Genomic DNA, 22,189 nt, shown 5'->3' on the forward strand with positions numbered 1-22,189 from the left:
AGGATCCTTGACCAGCGTCGAAGGATCCTTGCCCCGCACTCACGGCCCAGGAACCCTTCGGTTCCGTCTGCCGGCTCCGCCCAGGATGACCGAAAACGGCCTCCCCTACTGCAGCATCGCCTCGATGTTGTTGCCGTCGGGATCGTGGATGAACGCCGCGTAGTACGTCGGCCCGTAGTTCGGGCGCGGTCCCGGCGCGCCGTTGTCGGTGCCGCCGGCGGCGATTCCCGCCGCGTGGAAGGCCTTGACGGCATCCTCGTCCTTGGCGCGGAACGCGATGTGCTCCGTGACGAGCCGCTGGTCGGCGCTCTTGGGGGATTCGATCCAGATGCTGCTGCCGTCCTCAGCGTTCTCGAAGCAGATCGCGCCGGGGAACTCCAGCTTCTTCGCATAGCCCAGCGGCGCCAGCAGCTGCTCGTAGAAGCCGGCGCGTTCGGCGGCGTCCTTCATATACAGTCCCACATGATCGATCATCGTTGACCTCCTTATGACGTGGCGAATGGTCATCTCCCATTATGGGCGAGAACCGCGCGCCGCGCCCGGCTCACAGCGATTCGAGCCGACGGCCGCGCGTCTCCTTCGCGAACAGGTAGACCACGGCGCCGAGCGCCATGCAGGCGCCGAAGGCCCCGAACGCCGTGGACACCACGTTCAGGCTGATGTGCTGCGAGACGTAGTCGCCGCCGGCGAGCGCGCCCACGAACGCGGGACCCACGACCTTGGCGATCGCGCCGATGCCATAGCCGAGCCCCAGCGCGGTGGATCGCACGTCGTTGGGGAACTGCTCGCCGCCGAACGCGTTGAGGATGCCGAACACGCCGTCGCCGAACGTCATGATGACGAGCACGGCCGCGTAGAACGCCCAGCCGGAACCGTGGAACAGCGCCGCCCACAGGCATCCGGCCGCGCCGATCATGCCGAAGACGGCCATGGTGACGCGTCTGCCGATCGCATCCGCCAGCCATGCCGAGGCGAGGCGTCCGAGCATGTCCGCGACCGATACGCCGATGAACAGCACGCCGACCATGCGCGCCGGGAAGCCGAAGGCGTCCTTGAGCAGCGTCTGGCCCCACGACTGCACGGCGAATCCGCCGAGCATGAAGCAGAACGAGCCGACGCTCACCAGCAGCAGCGACCTGCCGTGATGCATGATCACGTCGCGGTAGCGCACCTGCGCCGCACGCTCCGCCGGCGGCAGCGCGCCCACCTCGTCGACGGGAATCTCCATCGCCCATGCCAGCGCCTCGCGCGCCTTGTCGCCGCGTCCCTTGGACTGCCAGTAGCGCGGCGACTCGGGCACGGCGTGCAGCCAGAGCAGCAGCAGCGCGGGAACCGCGCCGAACGCCATGAGCGCACGCCAGTTCTCCCCCACGATGCCCTGCGCCGCAGCGCCGAGCAGCATGCCCAGCGGAATGAACACGGACACCAGTCCGCTCAGCAGGCCGCGGTGGCGCGCCGGCACGAACTCCTGCACGTACGGGATGGACGTGATGTTCATGCCGCCCACGCCGATGCCCACGCCCACGCGCAGCAGCGCCAGCAGCAGCCATGCGCGGTCCGGCAGGAACACGGAGACGACGGTGAATCCGACGAAGCACACGATGCACCACGCGTGCGCGCGCTTGCGCCCGAAGCGGTCGGCCATGTGCCCCCAGACGATGGACCCGATCACCGTGCCGAGCCCCGAGCAGGCGAGGATGGCGCCGGCCTCGAATCCGGTGAGATGCCATGCGGCGGTCAGCGTGGAGACGACGAACCCGATGAGGAACATGTCGAAGAACTCGGCGATGTTGCTCATCACCATCAGCGCGATGACGCTGCGCTGATGCCCGGTGAGCGGGCGGGAGTCGATCTGTTCGTATGCGCTCGTCGATGCCATGCGGCGCCCCTTCCCCTGCGATCGCGTCCCACCGTACACCGCGCCGGCGCCGGCGCCGCTCCCCTCGCTGCCACGAGTGTCGGTTGTAGCCGGCGATTGGTAGCCTTTTACCGTTAGTTCACCCAGAATTCCACTCCACAAGAACAATTGGAAGGCGAGTCATGGAGAAACTGGAAAAGCTCTACGAGGGCAAGGCCAAGCAGCTGTACGCGACCGACGATCCGGAGGTGCTCTGGGTCGAGTACAAGAACACCGCCACGGCCGGCGACGGCGAGAAGAAGGAGGACTTCACCGGCAAGGGCCGTCTGAACAACCTCATCACCACCATCATCTTCGATCTGCTCAAGAAGCGCGGCATCGACAGCCACCTCGTCAAGCGCGTGAACGACACCGCTCAGCTGGTGCGCAAGATGGACATGTTCCCGCTGGAGATCGTGCTGCGCAACACCGCCGCCGGCCACTTCTGCTCGCGCCTCGGCGTCGAGGAGGGTCTGCCGCTCAAGGAGCCGGTGCTCGAGTACTTCCTCAAGAACGACGACCTGCACGATCCGTTCGTCAACGACGACGACCTGGTGGCCCTCGGCGTGTGCACGCGTCAGGACCTCGCCGAGATCGCCCCGCTGGCCCGCCGCATCAACGAGGCGCTGATCGACATCTTCGCGAAGATCGACGTCAAGCTCGTCGACTTCAAGATCGAGATGGGCCGCACCTCCGACGGCACGCTGCTGCTCGCCGACGAGATCACCCCCGACTCCTGCCGCCTGTGGGATCAGAAGGACCACTCCGGCAAGGTCGAGCATCTGGACAAGGACCTGTTCCGCCGCGGCCTGGGCTCCATCATCCCCGCCTACGAGGAGATCGAGTCCCGTCTGGCCGAGCTGGCCAAGTCCGAGGGCATCGAGGTCAAGTAACCGTTGGTCGTGGCTCCCCTCCGGGAGGGGAGCTGTCAGTGTCAGCTGACTGAGGGGAGGTATCGCTGCATCATGACGACCTCCCCTCAGTCGCCTGTGGCGACAGCTCCCCTCCTAGAGGGGAGCTTCACGAATTGAGAGGCGACAGGCCCTTCCCGGAGGGAAGCCTCACGAATCGAGAAAGGAAAACTGCAATGGTTTTTCGCATCTATGTTGAGAAGAAGCCCGGCTTTGACGTCGAGGCGCAGCAGCTCGCCGGCGAGCTCAGGACGATCCTCGGCATCGCGGGGCTCAAGTCCGTGCGCATCGTGAACCGCTACGACGTGGAAGGCATCAGCGAGGAGCTGTTCCGCCAGGCCACGCCCACCGTGTTCAGCGAGCCGCAGGTGGACGACGTCTTCGCCGACCTGCCTGACTTCGGCGGCGCGAAGGTGCTCGCCACCGAGTTCCTGCCCGGCCAGTTCGACCAGCGCGCCGACTCGGCCAGCGAATGCATCCAGCTCATCTCGCAGGGCGAACGTCCGACCGTCCGCTCCGCCAAGCTCTACGCGCTCGACGGCGACCTGACGGACGCCGACGTGGAGGCGATCAAGCACTACGTGATCAACCCGGTCGAGGCTCGCGAGGCCTCGCTGGAGCCGAAGACCACGCTCAAGGCGCAGGTGCCCACGCCCGGCAAGGTGGAGGTCATCGCGGGCTTCGACGAGATGGATGCCGAGGCCGGACAGCGCTTCATCGACGAGCGCGGCCTCGCCATGGACCTCGCCGATCTGAAGTTCTGCCAGCAGTACTTCGCCGAGGAGGGCCGCGAGCCCACGATCACCGAGATCAAGGTGATCGACACCTACTGGTCCGACCACTGCCGCCACACCACGTTCGGCACCGAGCTGCACGACGTGCACATCGACGACGAGGCCGTGAAGGCCGCGTTCGACAAGTACCTCGCCATCCGTCACGAGCTGGGCCGCGACGCCAAGCCCGTGTGCCTGATGGACATGGGCACCATCGGCGCGAAGTGGCTCAAGAAGAACGGCATCCTGAAGAACCTCGACGAGTCCGAGGAGATCAACGCCTGCACCGTCAAGGTGAAGGTGGACGTCAACGGCCACGACGAGGACTGGCTGTTCCTGTTCAAGAACGAGACGCACAACCATCCCACCGAGATCGAGCCGTTCGGCGGCGCGGCCACCTGCATCGGCGGCTGCATCCGCGACCCCCTGTCCGGCCGCTCCTACGTGTACCAGGCCATGCGCGTCACCGGCGCCGCGGACCCGACCGTGCCGGTCTCGCAGACGCTCGAAGGCAAGCTGCCGCAGCGCAAGCTCGTGACCACGGCCGCCGCCGGCTACAGCTCGTACGGCAACCAGATCGGCCTCGCCACCGGCCAGGTGGACGAGATCTACCACCCCGGCTACGTGGCCAAGCGCATGGAGGTGGGCGCCGTCGTGGCGGCCACGCCCGCCGACCACGTGCGCCGCGAGACCCCGGCTCCCGGCGACAGGATCATCCTGCTCGGCGGCCGCACGGGACGCGACGGCATCGGCGGCGCCACCGGCGCCTCCAAGGCGCACAACGTGGAGTCGCTGGAGCTCGACGGCGCCGAGGTGCAGAAGGGCAACGCGCCCGTGGAGCGCAAGCTGCAGCGCCTGTTCCGCCGCGGCGACGCCTGCCGTCTGATCAAGCGCTGCAACGACTTCGGCGCGGGCGGCGTGTCCGTGGCCGTGGGCGAGCTCGCCGACGGCCTGTACGTGGACCTCAACACCGTGCCCAAGAAGTACGAGGGCCTTGACGGCACCGAGCTGGCCATCTCCGAATCGCAGGAGCGCATGGCCGTGGACGTAGCGGCCGAGGACGTGGACGAGTTCATGAGGTACGCCCGCGAGGAGAACCTCGAAGCCACGGTGATCGCCACCGTGACCGAGGACCCGCGCATGGTGATGACGTGGAACGGCGACGAGATCGTGAACCTCAGGCGCTCGTTCCTCGCCTCCAACGGCGCATCCAAGCACCAGACCGTGCACGTCGAGGCGCAGCAGACGTACGAGACGCCGTGGCAGTCCGGCACGCTCGCCGAGCGCATGCACACGCTGGTCACCGACCTCAACGTGGCGTCCAACAAGGGCCTGTCCGAACGCTTCGATTCCACGATCGGCGCGGGCACCGTGCTCATGCCGTTCGGCGGTGTGCGCCAGCTCACCCCGAACCTCGCCATGGTGGCCAAGCTGCCGGTGTTCGGCGAGACCACCACGGCATCCGCCATGGCGTGGGGCTTCAACCCGTACCTCATGGAGAAGAACCAGTTCACCGGCGCCTACCTGTCGGTGGTGGAGTCGCTCGCCAAGCTCGTCGCCGCCGGCTTCGAGCACGAGAAGGCGTATCTGAGCTTCCAGGAGTACTTCGAGAAGCTGCGCGATGAGCCGGAGCGCTGGGGCAAGCCCATGGCCGCCGTGCTCGGCGCGCTCATGGCGCAGGTCGATCTGGGCGCCGGCGCGATCGGCGGCAAGGACTCCATGTCCGGCTCGTTCGAGGATCTCGACGTGCCGCCCACGCTGATCTCCTTCGCCGTGGCCGTGGGCGACATGCGCCGCGCCACCTCCCCCGAGTTCAAGGGCGCCGACCACCGCATCGTGCGCATTGCGCCGCGCTATCTGGCGGACGGCATCACGCCGGACAAGGATGCGCTGCTCGAAGCGTTCTCGCTGATCGAGGAGCTCACGGACCCGTCGCACCGCGTTGCGCTGGCCGTCTCCACGCCGGGCTACGGTGCCACCGCCGAATCGCTGTTCAAGATGACGCTGGGCAACCGCATCGGCGTGGCGCTCAACGACGGCATCGCCGTGGACGACCTGTTCGCCCCCGCCTACGGTTCGTTCATCGTGGAGCTCGCGGACAACGAGAAGATCCCCGCCGTCTCCAACCGCGTCGAGATCAGCGAGATCGGCACCACCACCGCCGACTACGTCTTCTCGGCGGCCGGCGAGACCCTGGACCTCGCCGACGTGCAGGAGGCTTGGGAGTCCGGCATCGAGTCCGTGTTCCCGTACCGCTCCAAGGGCGCCGACAAGGACGCCGTCGTGGAGACGGTGAGCTACGAGGCCGCGAAGAAGACCGTGTACGTGGGCGCTCCCGTGGCCAAGCCGCACGTGGTGATCCCGGTGTTCCCGGGCAACAACTGCGAGTACGATTCGGCCGCCGCCTTCGAGCGCGCCGGCGCGGACGTGTCCACGCTCATCGTCAACAACCTCACGCCCGCCGACGTGGCCAGGTCCACCGAGGCGCTGGTCGAGGAGATCCGCAGGAGCCAGATCGTCATGATCCCCGGCGGCTTCTCCGGCGGCGACGAGCCGGACGGCTCCGCGAAGTTCATCACCGCGTTCTTCCGCGCTCCCGCGGTCACCGACGCGGTGCGTGACCTGCTCAAGAACCGCGACGGTCTGATGCTGGGCATCTGCAACGGCTTCCAGGCGCTCATCAAGCTGGGTCTGGTGCCGTTCGGCGACATCGTGCCGATGACCGCCGAGTGCCCGACGCTGACGTTCAACACGATCGGCCGTCACCAGAGCAGGCTCGTGCGCACGCGCGTCGCATCGAACCTGTCGCCGTGGCTGGCGAAGACCGAGGTCGGCGACATCCACACGGTCGCCATCTCGCACGGCGAGGGCCGCTTCGTGGCCAACGACGACGTGCTCGCGCAGCTCAAGGCCAACGGCCAGATCGCCACGCAGTACGTGAGCGAGGCCGGCGTGCCCGGCCTGGATCTCGACGTGAACCCGAACGGCTCGCTGCTGGCTATCGAGGGCATCACCAGCCCCGACGGTCGCGTGCTGGGCAAGATGGGCCACTCGGAGCGTAGCGGCAACGGCCTGTACGTGAACGTGCCCGGCGACAAGGTCCAGCCGATCTTCGAGGCTGGCGTGGAGTACTTCGCCGCCTGACGCGGCCGCGCGACTGCGCGCGATCCGTCTGACGCCTGACCGTCGCTGACTGGCGGGAGGGGATCCTTTCAGGGGTTCTCTCCCGCCAGTCGCGTTTCCGGGCGCATATCGGCGCAATGCGGTACGGTAAGGGCGGAAGAAATCGATTTCACAACCGCCGCGGAACAACGCGCGGCGGGAAACGGAGCAAGCGGAGCATGCAGTATCGCAACGTAGGCAAGTCGGGACTCAAGGTCAGCGAGATCGCGCTGGGCAGCTGGGTGACGCAGCTGACCGACGCCGAGCAGGTGGAGCGCGCCACCGAGGTCGTGCGGCTGGCGTTCGACTCCGGCATCAACTTCTTCGACTGCGCCGACGCCTACTCGGGCGGCGACGCCGAGCGGTTCCTGGGCCGCGTGCTCAAGCAGTACCCGCGCCGCGAGCTCGTGATCTCCAGCAAGGTGTACTTCCCCACCGGAGACGGCGTGAACGACCGTGGCCTGTCGCGCAAGCACATCTTCGAGAGCATCGATCAGACGCTGAAGAACCTCGACACCGACTACGTCGACCTGTACTACTGCCACCGCTTCGACGAGTCGTGCGACCTGACCGAGACGCTGCGCGCGATGAGCGACCTCGTGGCGCAGGGCAAGGTGCTCTACTACGGCGTGTCCGAGGAGTGGGGCGGCGCGCGCCTGGAGGAGGCGCAGCGCATCATCGACCGCTACAACCTCTACCCCATCACCGTGGTGCAGCCGCAGTACAACATGGTGGACCGCTACATCGAGCATGAGATCATGGGCGTCTGCCGCCGCCATGGCATCGGCCTGACCACGTTCTCGCCGCTGGCGCAGGGCCTGCTCACCGGCAAGTACCGCAAGGGCCAGCCGCTGCCGGCCGGTTCGCGCGCCACGTGGCAGTCGGACCATCAGATCAACGACCTGCTCACCGACGCGAACCTCGACAAGGTGGAGCGTCTGCGCGCCGTGGCCGACGAGCTGGGCGTGAGCCTTGCGGTGCTGTCGCTGGCATGGATCCTGCAGCATCCGGAGATCAGCTGCGTGATCGCCGGCGCGAGCCGTCCGAGCCAGCTGGAGAGCAACCTCAAGGCGTCCGGACTTGTGATCCCGGCCGATGCGATGGCCGAGATCGAGTCGATTCTCGGCTTCACGCGCTTCGAGCGCCACGTGGGCTGAGCCGCACGGGTTGAGCCGCGCAGGTTTGTGAGCCACGCAGACTGAGCGTCTTCTCCTGCGCGACACGATGTCCGGTTCGCGGATCCATGCCTTTTTCGCATCTCAGGATCCGCGGACCGGACGTTTCGTTTCCTCCCAGCGGATGCCCTGCATCCTTCCGACGGATGTCCCGCAGCCGTCCAGAACCGTTCCCGAGAATGATGCCGCGCCGCCGGCTGCGGCGGTAGGATGAACCGCGTTCGTTCCGGTATTCCGGCGTTCGGAAGTTTCGTGATCTTCGGGGAGGTAGTGGCGGCGATGGGGTATCTCGAGTATTTTTCCAGGCCGTTCCTGCTGGCGTTGGCGTTGTGGCCGTTCGCGGCGGCGGCGCTGACGGTGCCGGTACTGGCGCTGCTGTATCACCGCTACAACCGCATCCGGTTCGCTCAGGCGGTGGTGGCGTACGGCACGGTGCTGTATGCGATCGGTCTGGTGTGCTTCACGCTGTATCCGATGCCGGAGAATCCCGCAGCCTATTGCGCCACGCATCATTTCTCGCCGCAGCTTGACCCGCTGCAGTTCGTGGTGGACATCCGTTCGGACGGCCTTTCCGCGGTGATGCAGCTGGCTCTGAACGTCGTGTTCTTCCTGCCGCTTGGCTTCATCATGGGGCGCGTGTTCCGTTGGCGGTTCCGCGTGGCGCTGCCGTTCGCGTTCCTGACGAGTCTGGCGATTGAGACGATGCAGCTGACCGGTCTGCTGGGGCTGTTTCCGTGCTCGTACCGGCTGTTCGACGTGGATGATCTGGCGACGAACACGCTCGGCGCGGTGATCGGCTTCCTTGCGGCGCTGGCGCTCAACCGCCGGTTCCCGGTGCGCGAGGCCGATCTGACGACGGTGATGAATCCGGGGCTGGTGCGGCGTCTCATCGCGTTCGTGATCGACATGACGCTGGTGACGATCACGGCGGGGCCGGCGTCGATTCTGGCCACGCTGGCGTACAACGAGCTCGTGCTGCCGGATGGCTCGCCGTGGCAGCCGATCATGGTGGGCGGCGTGCCGCTGCAGCAGCTGATCTCGGTGGCGGCGCTGCTGACGTTCGAGCTGCTGGTGCCGGCGCGTCGCGGTGGGTCGACGCTGGGCGGCAGCTTCACGCATATGACCTGCGAGACGCGACCGCGGTCCGGCTGGCGGCGGGCCGTGTTCTATGCGCTGCGCACGGGCGCGCTGATGGTGGTGGCGTTCCCGGACATGGTCCGCTGGTCGGGCAAGTTCGTGCTGACGCTGGCGGTGTTCTACCTGTTCGCGCGGCGCATGCCGTACGATCTGGTGCCGGCCGATCCGTGGACTGGGCGTCCGGCGGACGGCTCCGCGATGCCTGATGCCCCGGCCATGCGCCCGTCGAAGCCGTCCGCGGGCGCGGGCGTGTGAGGGCCCGTGTCCCGGGAACCGGTGTTCCGGGAATCCGCGCTCACAGTCCGGCGGGACGGGGCGCTTCAAGGTGGACGAGCGCGGACTCGTTGAATTCGGAGACCTGCGGGCGGGTGTTGTGCGGCGTGTCGTTCATGACGGCGAAGTTGAGGCCGATGAGCAGGCCGCCGCCCACGAAGTTGCCGAGCAGCACGACGATGATGGTGGCGATGGCCAGCCATGGGTTGATGGCGCCGTGCAGGCCGACGATGAGGAACAGGACGGAGTCGGCGATGGAGTGCTCGAAGCCGAGGTAGGCGAATACGAAGACGACCACGACCATGATGACGCATTTGGTGAAGTCGTTGACGAGCTTGCCGTTGTATACCATGAGCATGCCGATGTTGATGCAGAAGTTGCAGAAGATGGCGCGCACGAACAGGTCGGCGATGCCGCCGACGCCTTGCGTGACGTAGGCGGTCTTGGTGGTGGCCGCGGCGATCATCTGGGTGAGGGTGACGCCGTCGGTGATGCTGGAGCAGCGCAGCAGGATGGCGACGATGAGTCCGCCGGCGAGGTTGCCGAGCAGGCACAGACCGAGCAGGCGCAGCGAGTGCAGCCATCCGATGCGCTTGTGGTAGGCGCCGATGGACACGATCATCATGTTCGAGGTGAGCAGCTCGGAGTTGGTGTAGTAGATGAGCACCAGCGCCCAGCCGAACGTGAGGCAGGCGAGCACCTTGCCGGCGAGCGCCATCTGCGGGCCGAGGGCGCCGAAGGTGGCGGAGATGACGAAGAACGTGGTGAAGAAGATGCCGACGAAGAATCCGGCCATCACCGCGCGCTGCATGTACTTGCCGCGCAGCGTGCCGGTCATCTCCTCCTTGCTGTCGAGCGCGTCGAGGACGGTGCTGATGAAGGTGCGTCCGGGGAACAGCGGGTGCATGGCGGGCGCGGGCGCCGCGGCCACGCCCGCGACGGGCGCTGACGATGCGGCGGTTCCGGTTCCCGTTGCGGGCGCCGCGCCCGCGGTCTGGTTCGCGTTCCGGTCGTTCATGTGCTGATTCACGATGTGTTCCCTCTCCTGCATGTTCACATCTCCCGTGTTCACATCCCCAGTGTGCGCACGGCGACCCGTCCGCCACGCGGCGCGGCGCTATGAGATGTGTCACACCGCCGCCCGTTCCCGCCGCGGGCGATGTGCCTTCGGCCGGCGTGACGCGGGATCGCGGCCTCGACGAGACGGCATACGGGCAGCAAGTACAGGAAACATGCGAAGGCGATGCTCGATGCGGGCGCGCCGATGGTGGACAGCGGGACCGCGCAGGCGATCGACCATGGGATCAGCGCGGGGACGATCACGGCCGAGTCCTCCAGATCGATGGCCTGCCGCGCGTTCGCCGAAGGCATGCGACGGTTCGCAGGGCCGTCCCCTTCCGTCTTGTCTCTGTCCGTCCTGCCTCTGCCCGTCTTGTCTCCGTCTGTTCCGGCCTTTCCGTCCCCGGATTCTCCGGTCGCGTTCCCCGCCGTCGCGTCGTCTTCGATTTCCTCGCGGTACGCGCCGGCGCACAGCTGCCGGGTGAGCATGATGGTGAGCGTCTGGTTGCAGGCGACCATCGCCGCGGCGATCGAGGTGACGAGGGTGGCGGCGTATGCGCCGGCTCGGGCGCCGATGGCTTCGATGCCCTGCTGCAGGCCTGCCAGCATGCCGGTTTCGGCGAAGATGCCGGCGTATGCGGAGGATATGCATACGATCGCGCCCACGGTGACCATGGTCAGGATGCCTCCGCCGTCGAGCAGCGCGCCGACCGTCGGATCAGACGACGCGTAGCCGAAGACCATGACGGACAGCAGGTCCTGCCATCCCACGTGCTGCAGGCATGCGCATATTGCCGCGGAGGCGATGATGCTCGCGCTCATGGTGATGCGCACGTCCACGCGCAGCGCGGCGAGCACGATCACCAATACGGCCGGCAGCACGGTGGCCCAATGGAGGTCGAAGGCCCCGCCGAATGCCGTCACGACGTCCGTGCCGGGAGAGGTTCCCTGCGGCGCGGCTGTCGCGGCCGTCGCGGCATCCGCCTCCGTTCCCGTGCCAGCTCCGACGCCGAGGCCGGGCAGTCCGGCGACGGCGTACGCCAGGCAGGTCAGTACGAACGGGATCAGCCCGGTGCGCAGCATGCGGCCGAGATTGTCGAACAGGTTGGTGCGGGTGAGCTGCTTGACGAGCAGTGCGCTGGTGGAGACCGGCGAGCAGCGGTCGCCCACGTAGACGCCGGCGAGGATCGCGCCGCCGAGCAGCGCCGCGTCCGCGCCCATCGTCCGGCCGAGCGCCATGCAGACGGTGCCCATCGTGGCGGCGCTGGCGAAGGATGATCCGACCAGCACCGACATGCCGGCGCACAGCAGGAAGCTCAGCGGCACCACGGCGGCGCCGTGGATCCACGGCACGGCGTGCACGACGATGAACGCGATGGTGCCTCCGGCCCGCCACAGCGAGGTCATGATGCCGATGAGTGCGAACGTCACGAGGATGACGCCCGCGTCTTTGACGCTGCGCAGCGCCCGGACGACCATGCGCTTCGCCGAGCGATGCCTGACCAGCCCATATCCCAGAAACAGGACCAGGCCCGCGCCCAGTGCCGGGATGATCGACCAGCCGACGATCACGCTTGCGAACAGCGCGGCGCAGAACACGATGACCGTTCCCGCTTCCAGCATGGTTCCGTTCCTTTCTCCGTGTGTCCCGCCGGTGTCCCGGCTCGCTCATGCATTGTGCACCGCCGCGTGGGGCCGCGGCCCGCCCGTTCTCAATCCCGCATCGGGTCCGTTTGGTCGAGGTACCGTCGTTCGACGTCCTGCGCGGTGCGTTCCAGCACGGATTCGTAGCCGGTCAGCGCGGCGAAGGGCATGAACTGCGCGGCCCGCTTGTCCCGACTCATGGGTGGATGGCGCGGGGTCCGTGGTCGTTCGGCATCCATGACGTCGCGGTAGTCGTCCGTCGGATGCAGCGTTCCGGACGGCGGTTTTCCCGCTGCGATGCGCGGCGGCTCTCCCGACGGGTGATCCGCATCCGCGGGTTCGCGGTCTTGCGGCACCCGCGTTCCGCGTCCGGGATCCGGCCCACGTCCGGGATGTTCCGCCAGCGGCATCCAGATCTGCCGTTGCGCGTCGACCCATGCCGGCAGGTAGCGCCCGTCGCGTACGTCCGCGGCGCGACGCACGAGCACGTCTCCCGCATCGCCCGCCGCGTGTCCTCCGATCTGCTCGTTGCGGTCGCGTCCCGTGGCGCCCTCCTCGAGGTTCATGCCCCTGAGCACGGCGTTCCTGCCGAATTTGTCTCTGACCGCGAGCATGGCCCGCTGCACCTCGTGGTCGCGCGCGGCGTCGCGGACGTCGGATTCGGCGGCCGTTCCGGCTTCGGCGGAGAACAGGTCGGGCTGCTCGTATCGCCCGGCTTCGTCCTCGCCGATGCCCGTCGCGGCGCGTACGTCGCCGGCGGTCACGGTGATGCGCCGCACCATCAGGCGCGGATCGACGATGCGGTCGTACAGCGCCGCCGTCGCCGCTACGATGGCCTGCCCGGAGGAGGTGCGCGTGTCCAGCTCCGCGTATCCTCCGGCGGGTTTGGGCACGCTGCGCCCGTACCAGTCGGTCGTTCGCGGTTCCCCGTCCGCGCGCGGCGAATCGCGGTCATACCCTACGAACAGGCATATGCGCCCGGTGGTCAGTCCGCGTCCCACCAGATCCAGTGCCAACGCGTCGGCCATCTCGCGCACCACCAGCCGCGCCTTGGCGTGAGGGTAGGCGCAGTGCAGCACCTGTCCGGAGCTCACCGAGTGCTCGGCGGACCGGTACGCCTTGATGTCTGCCATCGTGCAGGGTTCCCTCCCCCACGCGTGGTCGATGAGCAGTTCCGCGTTGACGCCGAACAGCCGGTACAGCAGGTCCGCGTTGTAGAAGTCGTTCGCCCCGCCCAGCGAACATCGGACGATGTCGCCCATCGTCCGCAGACCGTAGCCGTCCAGCCTGCGCGCGTACCCGCGACCCACCCGCCAGAAGTCCGTGAGCGGCCGATGCGCCCACAGCAGCCGTCTGTAGGATTCCTCGTCGAGTTCGGCGACGCGCACGCCGTCCGCGTCCGCCGGCATGTGCTTGGCGACGATGTCCATGGCGACCTTCGCCAGATAGAGGTTGGTGCCGATGCCGGCCGTGGCGGTGATGCCCGTCCGCGCCAGAATCTCCCCGACGATCATGCGCGCCAGCTCGTGCGCCGTCACGCCGAAGTAGCGCAGGTACCGCGTGACGTCGATGAAGACCTCGTCGATCGAATAGACGTGGATGTCCTCGGGCGAGGCGTAGCGCAGGTAGATGCCGTAGATGTCCGCGCTGACCTGCATGTAGTACGCCATGCGCGGCCTCACCGCCAGATACGATGCCTTCAGCGACGGCGATGCGGCCAGCTCGTCGGCGTTCCAGGACGTCCCGGACAGCCGCCGCCCCGGAGCGCGAAGCCGCCGTTCCTCGTTGACGAGCCGCATCCGCTCCACGACCTCGAACAGCCGGGCGCGCCCCGGCAGTCCGCACGCCTTGAGCGACGGCGAAACCGCCAGACAGATAGTCTTCTCCGTCCGGTTCACGTCCGCCACCACCAGATTGGTGGTGAGCGGGTCCAATCCGAGCGCCGCGCACTCCGCCGAGGCATAGAACGACTTGAGATCGATCGCCAGATATGTCCGTTCCGCCATCGCGCATCTCACCTCCTCGCCATCGCCACGCATAGAACGCTTGTTCGATTAACCCCCAATCTACCAGCACCCTAGAACATTCGTTCGAATGCGCGTGTTGTCTCGAAACACCGGAAATCGGAAGCAACCAAAGACGCCCTGCACGACGGAACACCATGACGCCGTGACGCAGAACGGCTTCGGCCCCCGATCCCGAAAGATCGGTGGCCGAAGCCGGAACCGACGAAGAGGAACCATGCCCGAAGGCACGTCAGCCAGCGGTCACATCAAGCGAGCGCCGCGTTCGCGCGATCGATGCCCGTGACCTTGGCCAGCACCAGATAGACGAGGCCGGAAGTGAGAATGCCCGCCAGCCAGGAGAGATCGACGCCGCCCATGGCCGCGGCGAACGGCCCCTGGAAGAACGGCAGGCTGCCGTAGCTGAAGGACCAGGTCATGAACAGACCGGCGAAGAACGCGACCAGCGGCTGCCAGCGCACCACCGGCACGCCGTCGGCGCCGGGGGCCTTGAGCACGCCGGCGAAGTCATCGCGGCGACGCTCGAGGATGAAGAAGTGCACGAACATGATGCCGCCCCACACCGCGGTCCAGCCGGCCACGCTCGAAAGCCAGCCGTCGAGCGTGTCGCCGATGTTCTGGATGCTCAGGAACAGGCAGACGCCGAACCAGGCGAACACGCCGACGAACACGTTGATGACGCGGCGGTTGATCTTCAGATCGAGGCACTGCACGGACAGGGTGAAGCTGTAGATGTTGAGGATGTTCGTGGCGATGGGACCATGCACCACGAGCAGCAGGACCGGGATGGCGAGGGCGCCGAAGTTGTCCACGATGAGCTGGCCGGGATCGATGCTGCCGGACTTGGTGGCGAGGGTGGCGCCGAGCAGGCCGAGCCAGACGACGGGGATGAGCTGCCCCAGCGAGCTGGCGGCGAAGAGCTTGCGGCGGGGCACCTCGCGGCTGACGAAGCGCGAGTAGTCGCAGGCGTAGGTGAGCCAGGTGAAGCCCCAGCCGATGCCGATGGCGGTCATGATGGAGGACATGGCGGCGATCTTGTCCGTGCCGCCGGCGGTCAGGGTGCCAGCGTAGTTCCAGTCGATGCCCATGAAGCCCCATGCGGCGATGGTCATGGCCAGCAGGATCGCCACGGTGGGCGGCACGGTCCATTTCTCGAACGTGGCGATGGCCTTGTACCCGAACAGCGAGACGACCACCTGGATGATCATGACCACCGCACCGATGCCGGCCTTGAGGGCGAAGTGCCCTTCGATGGAGTCCACCAGGCCGATCTTCATGAGCAGGGCGGTGACGAGGTCGAGCACCACCCACGTGTTGATGGCGCACCAGCCGACCACCACGATCGCCTGGATGCATGACGGCAGGTAGTTGCCGTAGCGGCCGAACACGCGGCGGCCGAGCAGCATCGCGCTCAGACCGGTGCGCTGTCCGAGCAGCACCATGCAGCCGAAGATCGCCATGCCGATGACGTTGCCGACGAGGATGACCGCGAAGGTCTCCCACAGCCCCAATCCCATCTGCACGCCGAGTGCGCCAAGCAGCCAGTTGATCGGCGCCACGTTGGCACCGAACCAGGTCCAGAACTGGCCCCACAGGCTCTTGGTTTTTGCCGACTGCGGAACCGCCTGCAGGAAGTCCTCGCAGTTGGCATCCGTCGCGGAAGGGGCCGGACCTCCCGAAGCGCCGCGCCGAATCGGCGCGACCGTTTCTCCCATGGCGATTGCACTGCCCATCGTTGCCGTCCTTTCGTCCGTTCGCGCAACATCTGCCGTGCGCGGATGGCCTCGATTGTGGCGCCGATGATTTGCGGACCAATAAACCGCCGGTAAAACCAAGCATGAACGAACTTGACGGAACGTCCAGCCCCAGCTATCCCCTTCCTCGCCGCGCGACGATCATTCGTGCCGCGATAAGCAAGGAATCCCAACCCTTCCGGTCCTGCTGCTCAATGCCGGTGATCTCCGTCACTTTGTCAAGTCTGTTGTACAGCGTCTGTCGTGTGATGCCGAGCCGGGCACATGCCTGGGTCTTGCCGCCGGCGCTTTCCGCGAGCGCGCACAACGTATCCACGAGATCCGCGTCCCCCGGCAGCAGCCCACCGGCGATCTGGCCGACGAACGCATCGACGGCGTCCGACGTGGAGGGAATCGAGAGCATCCGGTCGATCGCGCCGTCGTGCAGCGGCGTCATATGCCCCCAGTTCGGCTCCCCGTGCGCCACCTCGTAGCGCAGCGCGGCGAAATGGTCCAGCAAACCCGAGGCCCCGGTCACGCTGACGCCGGCCACCACCCACACGTTCATGGACAGGAAGGTGGTCAGCGCGGTGCGGCACTCCTCATTGAACGCGGCGCTGCGAGTGAACGCGTCGTCCGACAGAAAGCATCCGTACAGCACGTTGCCTTCGAGCAGGACGATCACTCCGCTGCGTCCCGACTCGCCGCTGCGGTCCATCACTCCCCGCAGCCGTTCGGCCGCCTGCGGCACGGAACCATCCAACGCATTGAACACCAACGCGAATGCGAAGACATGCGCGCTTCTGAGGAATCCGAGGGCGCGCATCATCTCGCCACCCTCGGCTACCTCGGTGGATCCGGCATGCAGTCCATCCGCGGCCCCGGAAAGCAGTCTCGCCCGGATCTTGCCTTCGATGGTCTGCACCATGAACGGCGCAAGGCAGGCGTCGAGCACCGCAGCGATCGCGCCACGCATCGGGGCGTCCATGATGCCGAAGCGCTGACCGATGGCGACGGTCGCCACGATCGTCCCCTCGCCACGCACAGGGATGGGCGTGAACGCCTCCGCCTTCCACGCCTCTGCGGGGACGCCGTCGAGCCCTGCCCGGGCCGCCACCCCGGCGCCGGCATCGAAGATAACCACCGACTCGCCAAGCACCCGAAACAGCACGTCCGCCACGTCCCCGGCACTGGTCGCCTTCGTCATGCCTCGTCGCAACGACGTTGACATTGTGTCAATTTCCATGCCCGAAAGCATCTGCTCGCGAACGATCCGCGTGTTGATCTCCTGACACAGCGCCACGAACGGCATGCGCCGACGCAGTCCGATGATCGGCAGGGCACGCTCATCCGCACGCCGGACCATGGCGTCCGGCGTGCTGCGGAAGAAGTCCACCAGCTCAATGGCCAGGCCGCTCACCCCGGCCTCGGCGAGCGCATCGATGTATGCACGCCGGGCGTCGTCGTCGAGATCCGCCAGGGCGCTGCCCTCGATGATGAGCAGCTCCCCGCCGGACAGGAACTGCGTCACGTCGTAGCGTTCGTGCGAATACGCCCAGCGCACCACGTGGTCCATGCCGCGGCTGCCCGCGGCGATCAGCGGGTCGCACTGGCGCAGCACCGGATCGCGAAACACATCCCATACCGTCACAGACATGACATTTCGTCCATTTCCATACGTGTCGACCATACGTTTCCGTTACGAGGGCGCAACCGTATACGCCGATACTAACAGCCGTGATCGCTGCCGTTCCGCGATGCCGATGCGGGGCGGCGGTCGGAACCACGGACAATACGGCATCGCACATCGTAGGAGGTCGCCATGCAGGCCATCGAGCACGTCATCGTCTTCACCGTGGACGATGCGAACACCGTCATCGACGACGCGACGATCCTCATCGACGGCGACCGCATCGCGGCCGTCGGCCGCACGGGCGAGGTCGCGGTGCCGCCCGATGCCGAGGTCATCGACTGCGAGGGACGCTTCACCGCGCTGCCGGGACTCGTCGACACGCACAACCACTCCTCGCTGATCCGCGGCGTGGACGAGAACCTCGATCTGGTGGACTGGCTGCCCGTCTACGATCTGGAGCACCGCACCTGCACTCCGGAGGACGCCCGTCAGGCGTACCGTCTCGGCTACATGGAGTGCCTGCTCAACGGCACCACCACCGTGCAGGACATGCACCGCTTCATGGACCAGGCCGCGCAGGTGGCCGGCGAGATGGGGCTGCGCGTCTTTCTGGCTCCGTATGCCGCCGACGTGCCGCCGTACGACTTCTTCGAGACCAGCGAATCCAACGAGCGGCTCATCCGCGACTGGCACAACAGCTTCGACGGTCGCGTGCAGGTGGAGGCCGGCATCGAAGACGTGTTCTACTCCAGCGCGGACATGTACCGCAGGGCGTTGGACATGCACGAGCGCTACGGCGTGCGCATCCACACCCACGGTCCGGAACACGCCGAGGAGGAGGCGACGGCGCGCTCCCGCTTCGGCATGTCGATCATCGAGCTGCTACGCAGCCGCGGGTTCCTGGGCGACTTCCTCTCGCTCGGTCATTGCGTGCCGATCTCCCGCAGCGACATGGATCTCGTCGCGGAGGCCGGCGCCAGCATCTGTCATTGCCCGATCTCCGCGGCCAAGCTGGGATGCGGCACCGCACCCGTGCGCGACATGATGGCAGCCGGCGTCAACGTCTCACTGGGCAGCGACGGGCCGATCGACAACAACAGCATGGACCTGTTCCAGGAGATGAAGGTCGGTTCGCTCATGCAGAAGGTGCGCTACGCCGACGCCAAGGCGTTCGATGCGACGACGATGCTGCGGATGGCCACGATCAACGGCGCGCGCACGCTGGGCATGGAACACGAGATCGGCTCGCTCGAAGCCGGCAAGAAGGCCGACGTCATCCTGATCTCGCTCGACCATCCAAGCCTGCGTCCGGTGTGCTGGAACGAGAGCCGCACCGAAACGAATCTGCTGTGGGCGCTGGTGTTCGCCACGCAGGGCGGATTCGTCGACACGGTCATCGTCGACGGCGCAACGCTGGTCCGACACGGCCATCTGACGCGCATGGACGAGAGGGAGATCCTCGACGACGCGCAGCGTCAGGGCGCCGACTGGATGCGACGGCGCAACGCCGCCGCCGGACGGATCCTCGCGCCGATCCGCGACTGATCAGCGGTAACGCGATCGGGCAACGGACGCAGATCGGCATACGGACGACAATTCAGACACTACTTCGGACAACAACAAAGGAGCACATCATGGCACAGGAAGAGACCAAGAAGGCCACGCTGTACGTCAACGCGCGTCTCGCGGGAAGCGACGCCCCGCAGGACATCCTCGTGGAGGACGGCAGGTTCGCCGCGTTCGGACAGGGCCTCGCCGAGAGCCTGCCTGCGCAGGGATACGACGTGGCGAACCTCGAAACCGTGGATCTGAACGGCAAGCTCGTCAGCTCGCCGTTCTGCGACACGCACCTGCACCTCGACTACGTCTTCACCGCACGCAAGCCCGGCGCCGTCAACGAGACGGGCACGCTGTTCGAGGGCATCCAGCGTTGGAGCGAGACCAAGTCCGATCTCACGGTGGACGAGATCAAGGAACGTGCGCGCAAAGCCGTGGCCATGGAGGTGCACCACGGCGTGCAGTACATCCGATCCCACGCCGACGTGACCGATCCGAACCTCACCTCGCTCAAGGCGCTGCTTGAGCTGAAGGAGGAGCTCAAGGACATCGTCACCATCCAGATCGTCTCCTTCCCCCAGGAGGGCATGTACTCCTACAAGGGCGGCGACGAGCTCGTGGAGGAGGGCCTCCGCATGGGCGCCGACTGCGTGGGCGGCATCCCCCACTACGAAGCCTGCCGCGAGTTCGGAGAACGTTCGATGCACAAGGTCGTGGAACTGGCCGCCAAATACGGCAAGCTCATCGACGTGCACTGCGACGAGACCGACGACCCGAACTCCCGCTTCGTGGAACTGCTCAGCGCCCTCGCCTATCAGGAGGGCATCGGAGAGATGACCACCGCCAGCCACACCTGTTCGCTCGGATCCGCCGACAACGCGTACTTCTTCCATCTGACCAAGCTGCTCAAGGCCGCGAAGATCAACTTCGCCTGCGCCCCCACCGAGAACCTGTATCTGCAGGGTCGTCAGGACACGTTCCCCAAGCGCCGCGGCATCACGCGCGTCAAGGAGCTCACCGATGCCGGAGTCAACGTCTCGCTGGGACAGGACTCCATGCAGGATCCGTGGTATCCGCTGGGCAACGGCAACATGATGATCATCCTCGACTACGTGCTCCATCTCGCGCAGATGATGAGCTTCCCGGAGATCGACGACGCGCTGAAGTTCCTCACCGTCAACGGCGCCACGACCATGCATCTGGGCGACGCCTACGGCCTGGAGGTGGGCCGCCCCGCGAACTTCGTGGTGATCGACGCCTCGAGCGTGTTCGACGCGGTGTACGAGCGCGCCGGCATCCTGCGTTCCGTGAGGAACGGTCGTACTCTCTTCACCAGCGAAACGCGCGTGGATTCCGACTTCGCGCTGCTGCGCTGACGTTCTTCCGCGTCGAGACCCGACGCGGAGAGCATCGGACGTGCCGGATGCCGCGGGACTTCCTCTCCCCGCGACGTCCGGCAATCATATCCGTGCGGAGCGCGGTACGCCGGCGTCCTGCACGCCCCGTCGTACCGCGCTCCGGCGATGTATCCGGTGATTGGTAAGGTTGACAGGTAAGCGAAATCCCCCAGTTTTACGCGGTTTTGGAAGGAGCTTTGGCTTGTCGGCTGAACTCGAAGACATCCATGAGGAGTGCGGCGTTTTCGGCGTATGGGGACATCCCGATGCCGCCCGCCTGACGTATTTCGGCCTGCATGCGCTGCAGCATCGCGGGCAGGAGGGCGCGGGCATCGTCTCCAACGACCACGGGCATCTCATCGGCCACCGCGGCCTGGGACTGCTCACGCAGGTGTTCGGCGACGAGCGCGAGATCGAACGCCTCAAGGGAGACCGGGCCATCGGCCACGTGCGCTACGCCACGGCCGGCTCCGGCTCCACGGACAACATCCAGCCGTTCATCTTCCGCTTCCACGACGGCGACATGGCGCTGTGCCACAACGGCAACCTCACGAACTGCCGCACGCTGCGCCGCAACCTCGAGGACGAGGGCGCCATCTTCCACTCCAACTCGGACACCGAGGTGCTCATGCACCTCATCCGCCGCTCCAACCAGCGCACGTTCATGGACAAGCTCAAGGAGTCGCTCAACACCGTGCACGGCGGCTTCGCCTACCTCATCATGACCGAGGACGCGATGATCGGCGCGCTCGACCCGAACGGCTTCCGCCCCCTGAGCCTCGGCAAGATGAAGAACGGCGCCTACGTGCTCGCCTCCGAAACGTGCGCGCTCGACGTGGTGGGCGCCGAGCTGGTGCGCAACATCCGCCCCGGCGAGATCGTGGTGGTGAGCGACCACGGCTACAAGATCGTGCAGTACACCAACAAGACCCAGCTGGCCATCTGCTCGATGGAGTTCATCTACTTCGCCCGCCCCGACTCGGACATCTACGGCGTCAACGTGCACTCGGCACGCAAGCGCATGGGCGCGCGCCTCGCCAAGGAGTCCCCGGTGGACGCGGACATGGTGATCGGCGTGCCCAACTCGTCGCTGTCCGCTGCGTCCGGCTACGCCGAGGCCGCGGGCCTGCCCAACGAGATGGGACTGATCAAGAACCAGTACGTGGCCCGCACGTTCATCCAGCCCACGCAGGAGCTGCGCGAGCAGGGCGTGCGCATGAAGCTGTCCGCCGTGCGCGGCGTGGTCAAGGGCAAGCGCGTCATCGTCATCGACGACTCGATCGTGCGCGGCACCACGTCCAAGCGCATCGTGCAGCTGCTCAGGGAGGCCGGCGCGGCCGAGGTGCACATGCGCATCAGCTCCCCGCCGCTCAAGTACCCGTGCTTCTACGGCATCGACATCTCCACCACGCGCGAGCTCATCGCCGGATACAAGACCGTGGACGAGATCCGCGACTACATCGGCGCCGATTCGCTCGCCTTCCTCTCGCTCGACGGACTGGTGGAGTCCATCGGCCTCAACGCGGACGCCCCCTACGGCGGCCTGTGCGTGGCCTACTTCAACGGCGACTACCCCACCGCGCTCGACGACTACGAACAGGACTTCCTCAAGTCCCTCACCCCCGAGGACCGCGTGCGCCTGCCCGAGTTCGCCCTGTACAAGAGCCGCTACGAGGGCAACGAGTACTCCTGCCAGCAAGATCTGGTCCGCAAGGCCGCCGGCGAAGCCGACAACGCCGACTGACCGTTCCAACCCCGCATCATCCCCGAATTTCCGACGTTTCCGCCGGTGCCGCGACAGGGCGGCGCCGGCG

Annotated in this window: 13 protein-coding genes and 1 pseudogene; 7 read left to right on the plus strand and 7 right to left on the minus strand. The window is 66.6% G+C overall.

The features are described from left to right. Positions 1-105 precede the first annotated feature (105 nt). The gene (locus tag G1C96_RS03090; RefSeq protein WP_169275149.1) at positions 106-474 is read right to left on the minus strand and encodes a VOC family protein; all 369 of its coding nucleotides are present in this window, start codon (positions 472-474) and stop codon (positions 106-108) included. A 70-nt stretch (positions 475-544) separates the two neighbouring features. Next, a complete protein-coding gene (locus G1C96_RS03095) occupies positions 545-1,879 on the minus strand; it encodes an MFS transporter (protein WP_169275150.1) in 1,335 nt (444 codons plus the stop codon). 161 nt (positions 1,880-2,040) lie between these two features. Between G1C96_RS03095 and purC the strand changes: the two genes are divergently transcribed. The 4 genes from purC (at position 2,041) to G1C96_RS03115 (ending at position 9,310) form a co-directional block, all read left to right on the plus strand. Further along, positions 2,041-2,790 (plus strand): phosphoribosylaminoimidazolesuccinocarboxamide synthase, encoded by a 750-nt coding sequence (purC, locus tag G1C96_RS03100; RefSeq protein WP_169275151.1) that lies wholly within the window; start codon positions 2,041-2,043, stop codon positions 2,788-2,790. Between the two features lie 194 nt (positions 2,791-2,984). Beyond that, a complete protein-coding gene (locus tag G1C96_RS03105) occupies positions 2,985-6,725 on the plus strand; it encodes a phosphoribosylformylglycinamidine synthase (RefSeq protein ID WP_169275152.1) in 3,741 nt (1,246 codons plus the stop codon). A gap of 197 nt (positions 6,726-6,922) precedes the next feature. Beyond that, on the plus strand, positions 6,923-7,900 hold the full coding sequence (locus tag G1C96_RS03110; protein WP_169275153.1) for an aldo/keto reductase family protein: 978 nt from the start codon (positions 6,923-6,925) through the stop codon (positions 7,898-7,900). A 297-nt stretch (positions 7,901-8,197) separates the two neighbouring features. Then, on the plus strand, positions 8,198-9,310 hold the full coding sequence (locus tag G1C96_RS03115) for a VanZ family protein (RefSeq protein WP_169275243.1): 1,113 nt from the start codon (positions 8,198-8,200) through the stop codon (positions 9,308-9,310). A 40-nt stretch (positions 9,311-9,350) separates the two neighbouring features. Here G1C96_RS03115 and G1C96_RS03120 read toward each other — a convergent pair whose 3' ends face one another. The 5 genes and pseudogenes from G1C96_RS03120 to G1C96_RS03140 form a co-directional block, all read right to left on the minus strand. Further along, positions 9,351-10,358, minus strand: coding sequence for a formate/nitrite transporter family protein (locus G1C96_RS03120; RefSeq protein WP_335341909.1), 1,008 nt, complete (start codon positions 10,356-10,358; stop codon positions 9,351-9,353). Between the two features lie 38 nt (positions 10,359-10,396). After that, a complete protein-coding gene (locus tag G1C96_RS03125; RefSeq protein ID WP_240945057.1) occupies positions 10,397-12,010 on the minus strand; it encodes a Na+/H+ antiporter NhaC family protein in 1,614 nt (537 codons plus the stop codon). A 524-nt stretch (positions 12,011-12,534) separates the two neighbouring features. Next, positions 12,535-14,070: pseudogene (locus tag G1C96_RS03130) on the minus strand (Y-family DNA polymerase); the annotation flags it as partial. Positions 14,071-14,303: 233 nt separating this feature from the next. Next, complete coding sequence (locus G1C96_RS03135) at positions 14,304-15,788, minus strand: purine-cytosine permease family protein (RefSeq protein WP_205832002.1); 1,485 nt, start codon at positions 15,786-15,788, stop codon at positions 14,304-14,306. A 136-nt stretch (positions 15,789-15,924) separates the two neighbouring features. Continuing rightward, on the minus strand, positions 15,925-17,478 hold the full coding sequence (locus G1C96_RS03140; RefSeq protein ID WP_169275154.1) for a PucR family transcriptional regulator: 1,554 nt from the start codon (positions 17,476-17,478) through the stop codon (positions 15,925-15,927). Between the two features lie 132 nt (positions 17,479-17,610). Between G1C96_RS03140 and G1C96_RS03145 the strand changes: the two genes are divergently transcribed. The 3 genes from G1C96_RS03145 to purF all read left to right on the plus strand — a co-directional run bounded on the left by G1C96_RS03145 (position 17,611) and on the right by purF (position 22,119). Further along, positions 17,611-18,966, plus strand: coding sequence for an amidohydrolase family protein (locus G1C96_RS03145; protein WP_169275155.1), 1,356 nt, complete (start codon positions 17,611-17,613; stop codon positions 18,964-18,966). 89 nt (positions 18,967-19,055) lie between these two features. Next, positions 19,056-20,354, plus strand: coding sequence for an amidohydrolase family protein (locus G1C96_RS03150; RefSeq protein WP_169275156.1), 1,299 nt, complete (start codon positions 19,056-19,058; stop codon positions 20,352-20,354). Between the two features lie 223 nt (positions 20,355-20,577). Next, positions 20,578-22,119 carry an amidophosphoribosyltransferase gene (purF, locus tag G1C96_RS03155; RefSeq protein ID WP_169275157.1) on the plus strand — a complete coding sequence of 514 codons (1,542 nt, stop codon included), beginning with the start codon at positions 20,578-20,580 and terminating at the stop codon, positions 22,117-22,119. The last annotated feature ends 70 nt before the right edge of the window (positions 22,120-22,189 follow it).

The organism is Bifidobacterium moraviense (genome assembly GCF_012932365.1).
Lineage (GTDB): Bacteria > Actinomycetota > Actinomycetes > Actinomycetales > Bifidobacteriaceae > Bifidobacterium > Bifidobacterium moraviense.

What these genes read in the sequence shown, in the direction of transcription:
- G1C96_RS03090 (WP_169275149.1), bottom strand. Translation starts at nt 474, where the DNA reads ATGATCGATCATGTGGGACTGTATATGAAGGACGCCGCCGAACGCGCC.
- G1C96_RS03095 (WP_169275150.1), bottom strand. Translation starts at nt 1,879, where the DNA reads ATGGCATCGACGAGCGCATACGAACAGATCGACTCCCGCCCGCTCACC.
- purC (WP_169275151.1), top strand. Translation starts at nt 2,041, where the DNA reads ATGGAGAAACTGGAAAAGCTCTACGAGGGCAAGGCCAAGCAGCTGTAC.
- G1C96_RS03105 (WP_169275152.1), top strand. Translation starts at nt 2,985, where the DNA reads ATGGTTTTTCGCATCTATGTTGAGAAGAAGCCCGGCTTTGACGTCGAG.
- G1C96_RS03110 (WP_169275153.1), top strand. Translation starts at nt 6,923, where the DNA reads ATGCAGTATCGCAACGTAGGCAAGTCGGGACTCAAGGTCAGCGAGATC.
- G1C96_RS03115 (WP_169275243.1), top strand. Translation starts at nt 8,198, where the DNA reads ATGGGGTATCTCGAGTATTTTTCCAGGCCGTTCCTGCTGGCGTTGGCG.
- G1C96_RS03125 (WP_240945057.1), bottom strand. Translation starts at nt 12,010, where the DNA reads ATGCTGGAAGCGGGAACGGTCATCGTGTTCTGCGCCGCGCTGTTCGCA.
- G1C96_RS03135 (WP_205832002.1), bottom strand. Translation starts at nt 15,788, where the DNA reads ATGGGCAGTGCAATCGCCATGGGAGAAACGGTCGCGCCGATTCGGCGC.
- G1C96_RS03140 (WP_169275154.1), bottom strand. Translation starts at nt 17,478, where the DNA reads ATGGTCGACACGTATGGAAATGGACGAAATGTCATGTCTGTGACGGTA.
- G1C96_RS03145 (WP_169275155.1), top strand. Translation starts at nt 17,611, where the DNA reads ATGCAGGCCATCGAGCACGTCATCGTCTTCACCGTGGACGATGCGAAC.
- G1C96_RS03150 (WP_169275156.1), top strand. Translation starts at nt 19,056, where the DNA reads ATGGCACAGGAAGAGACCAAGAAGGCCACGCTGTACGTCAACGCGCGT.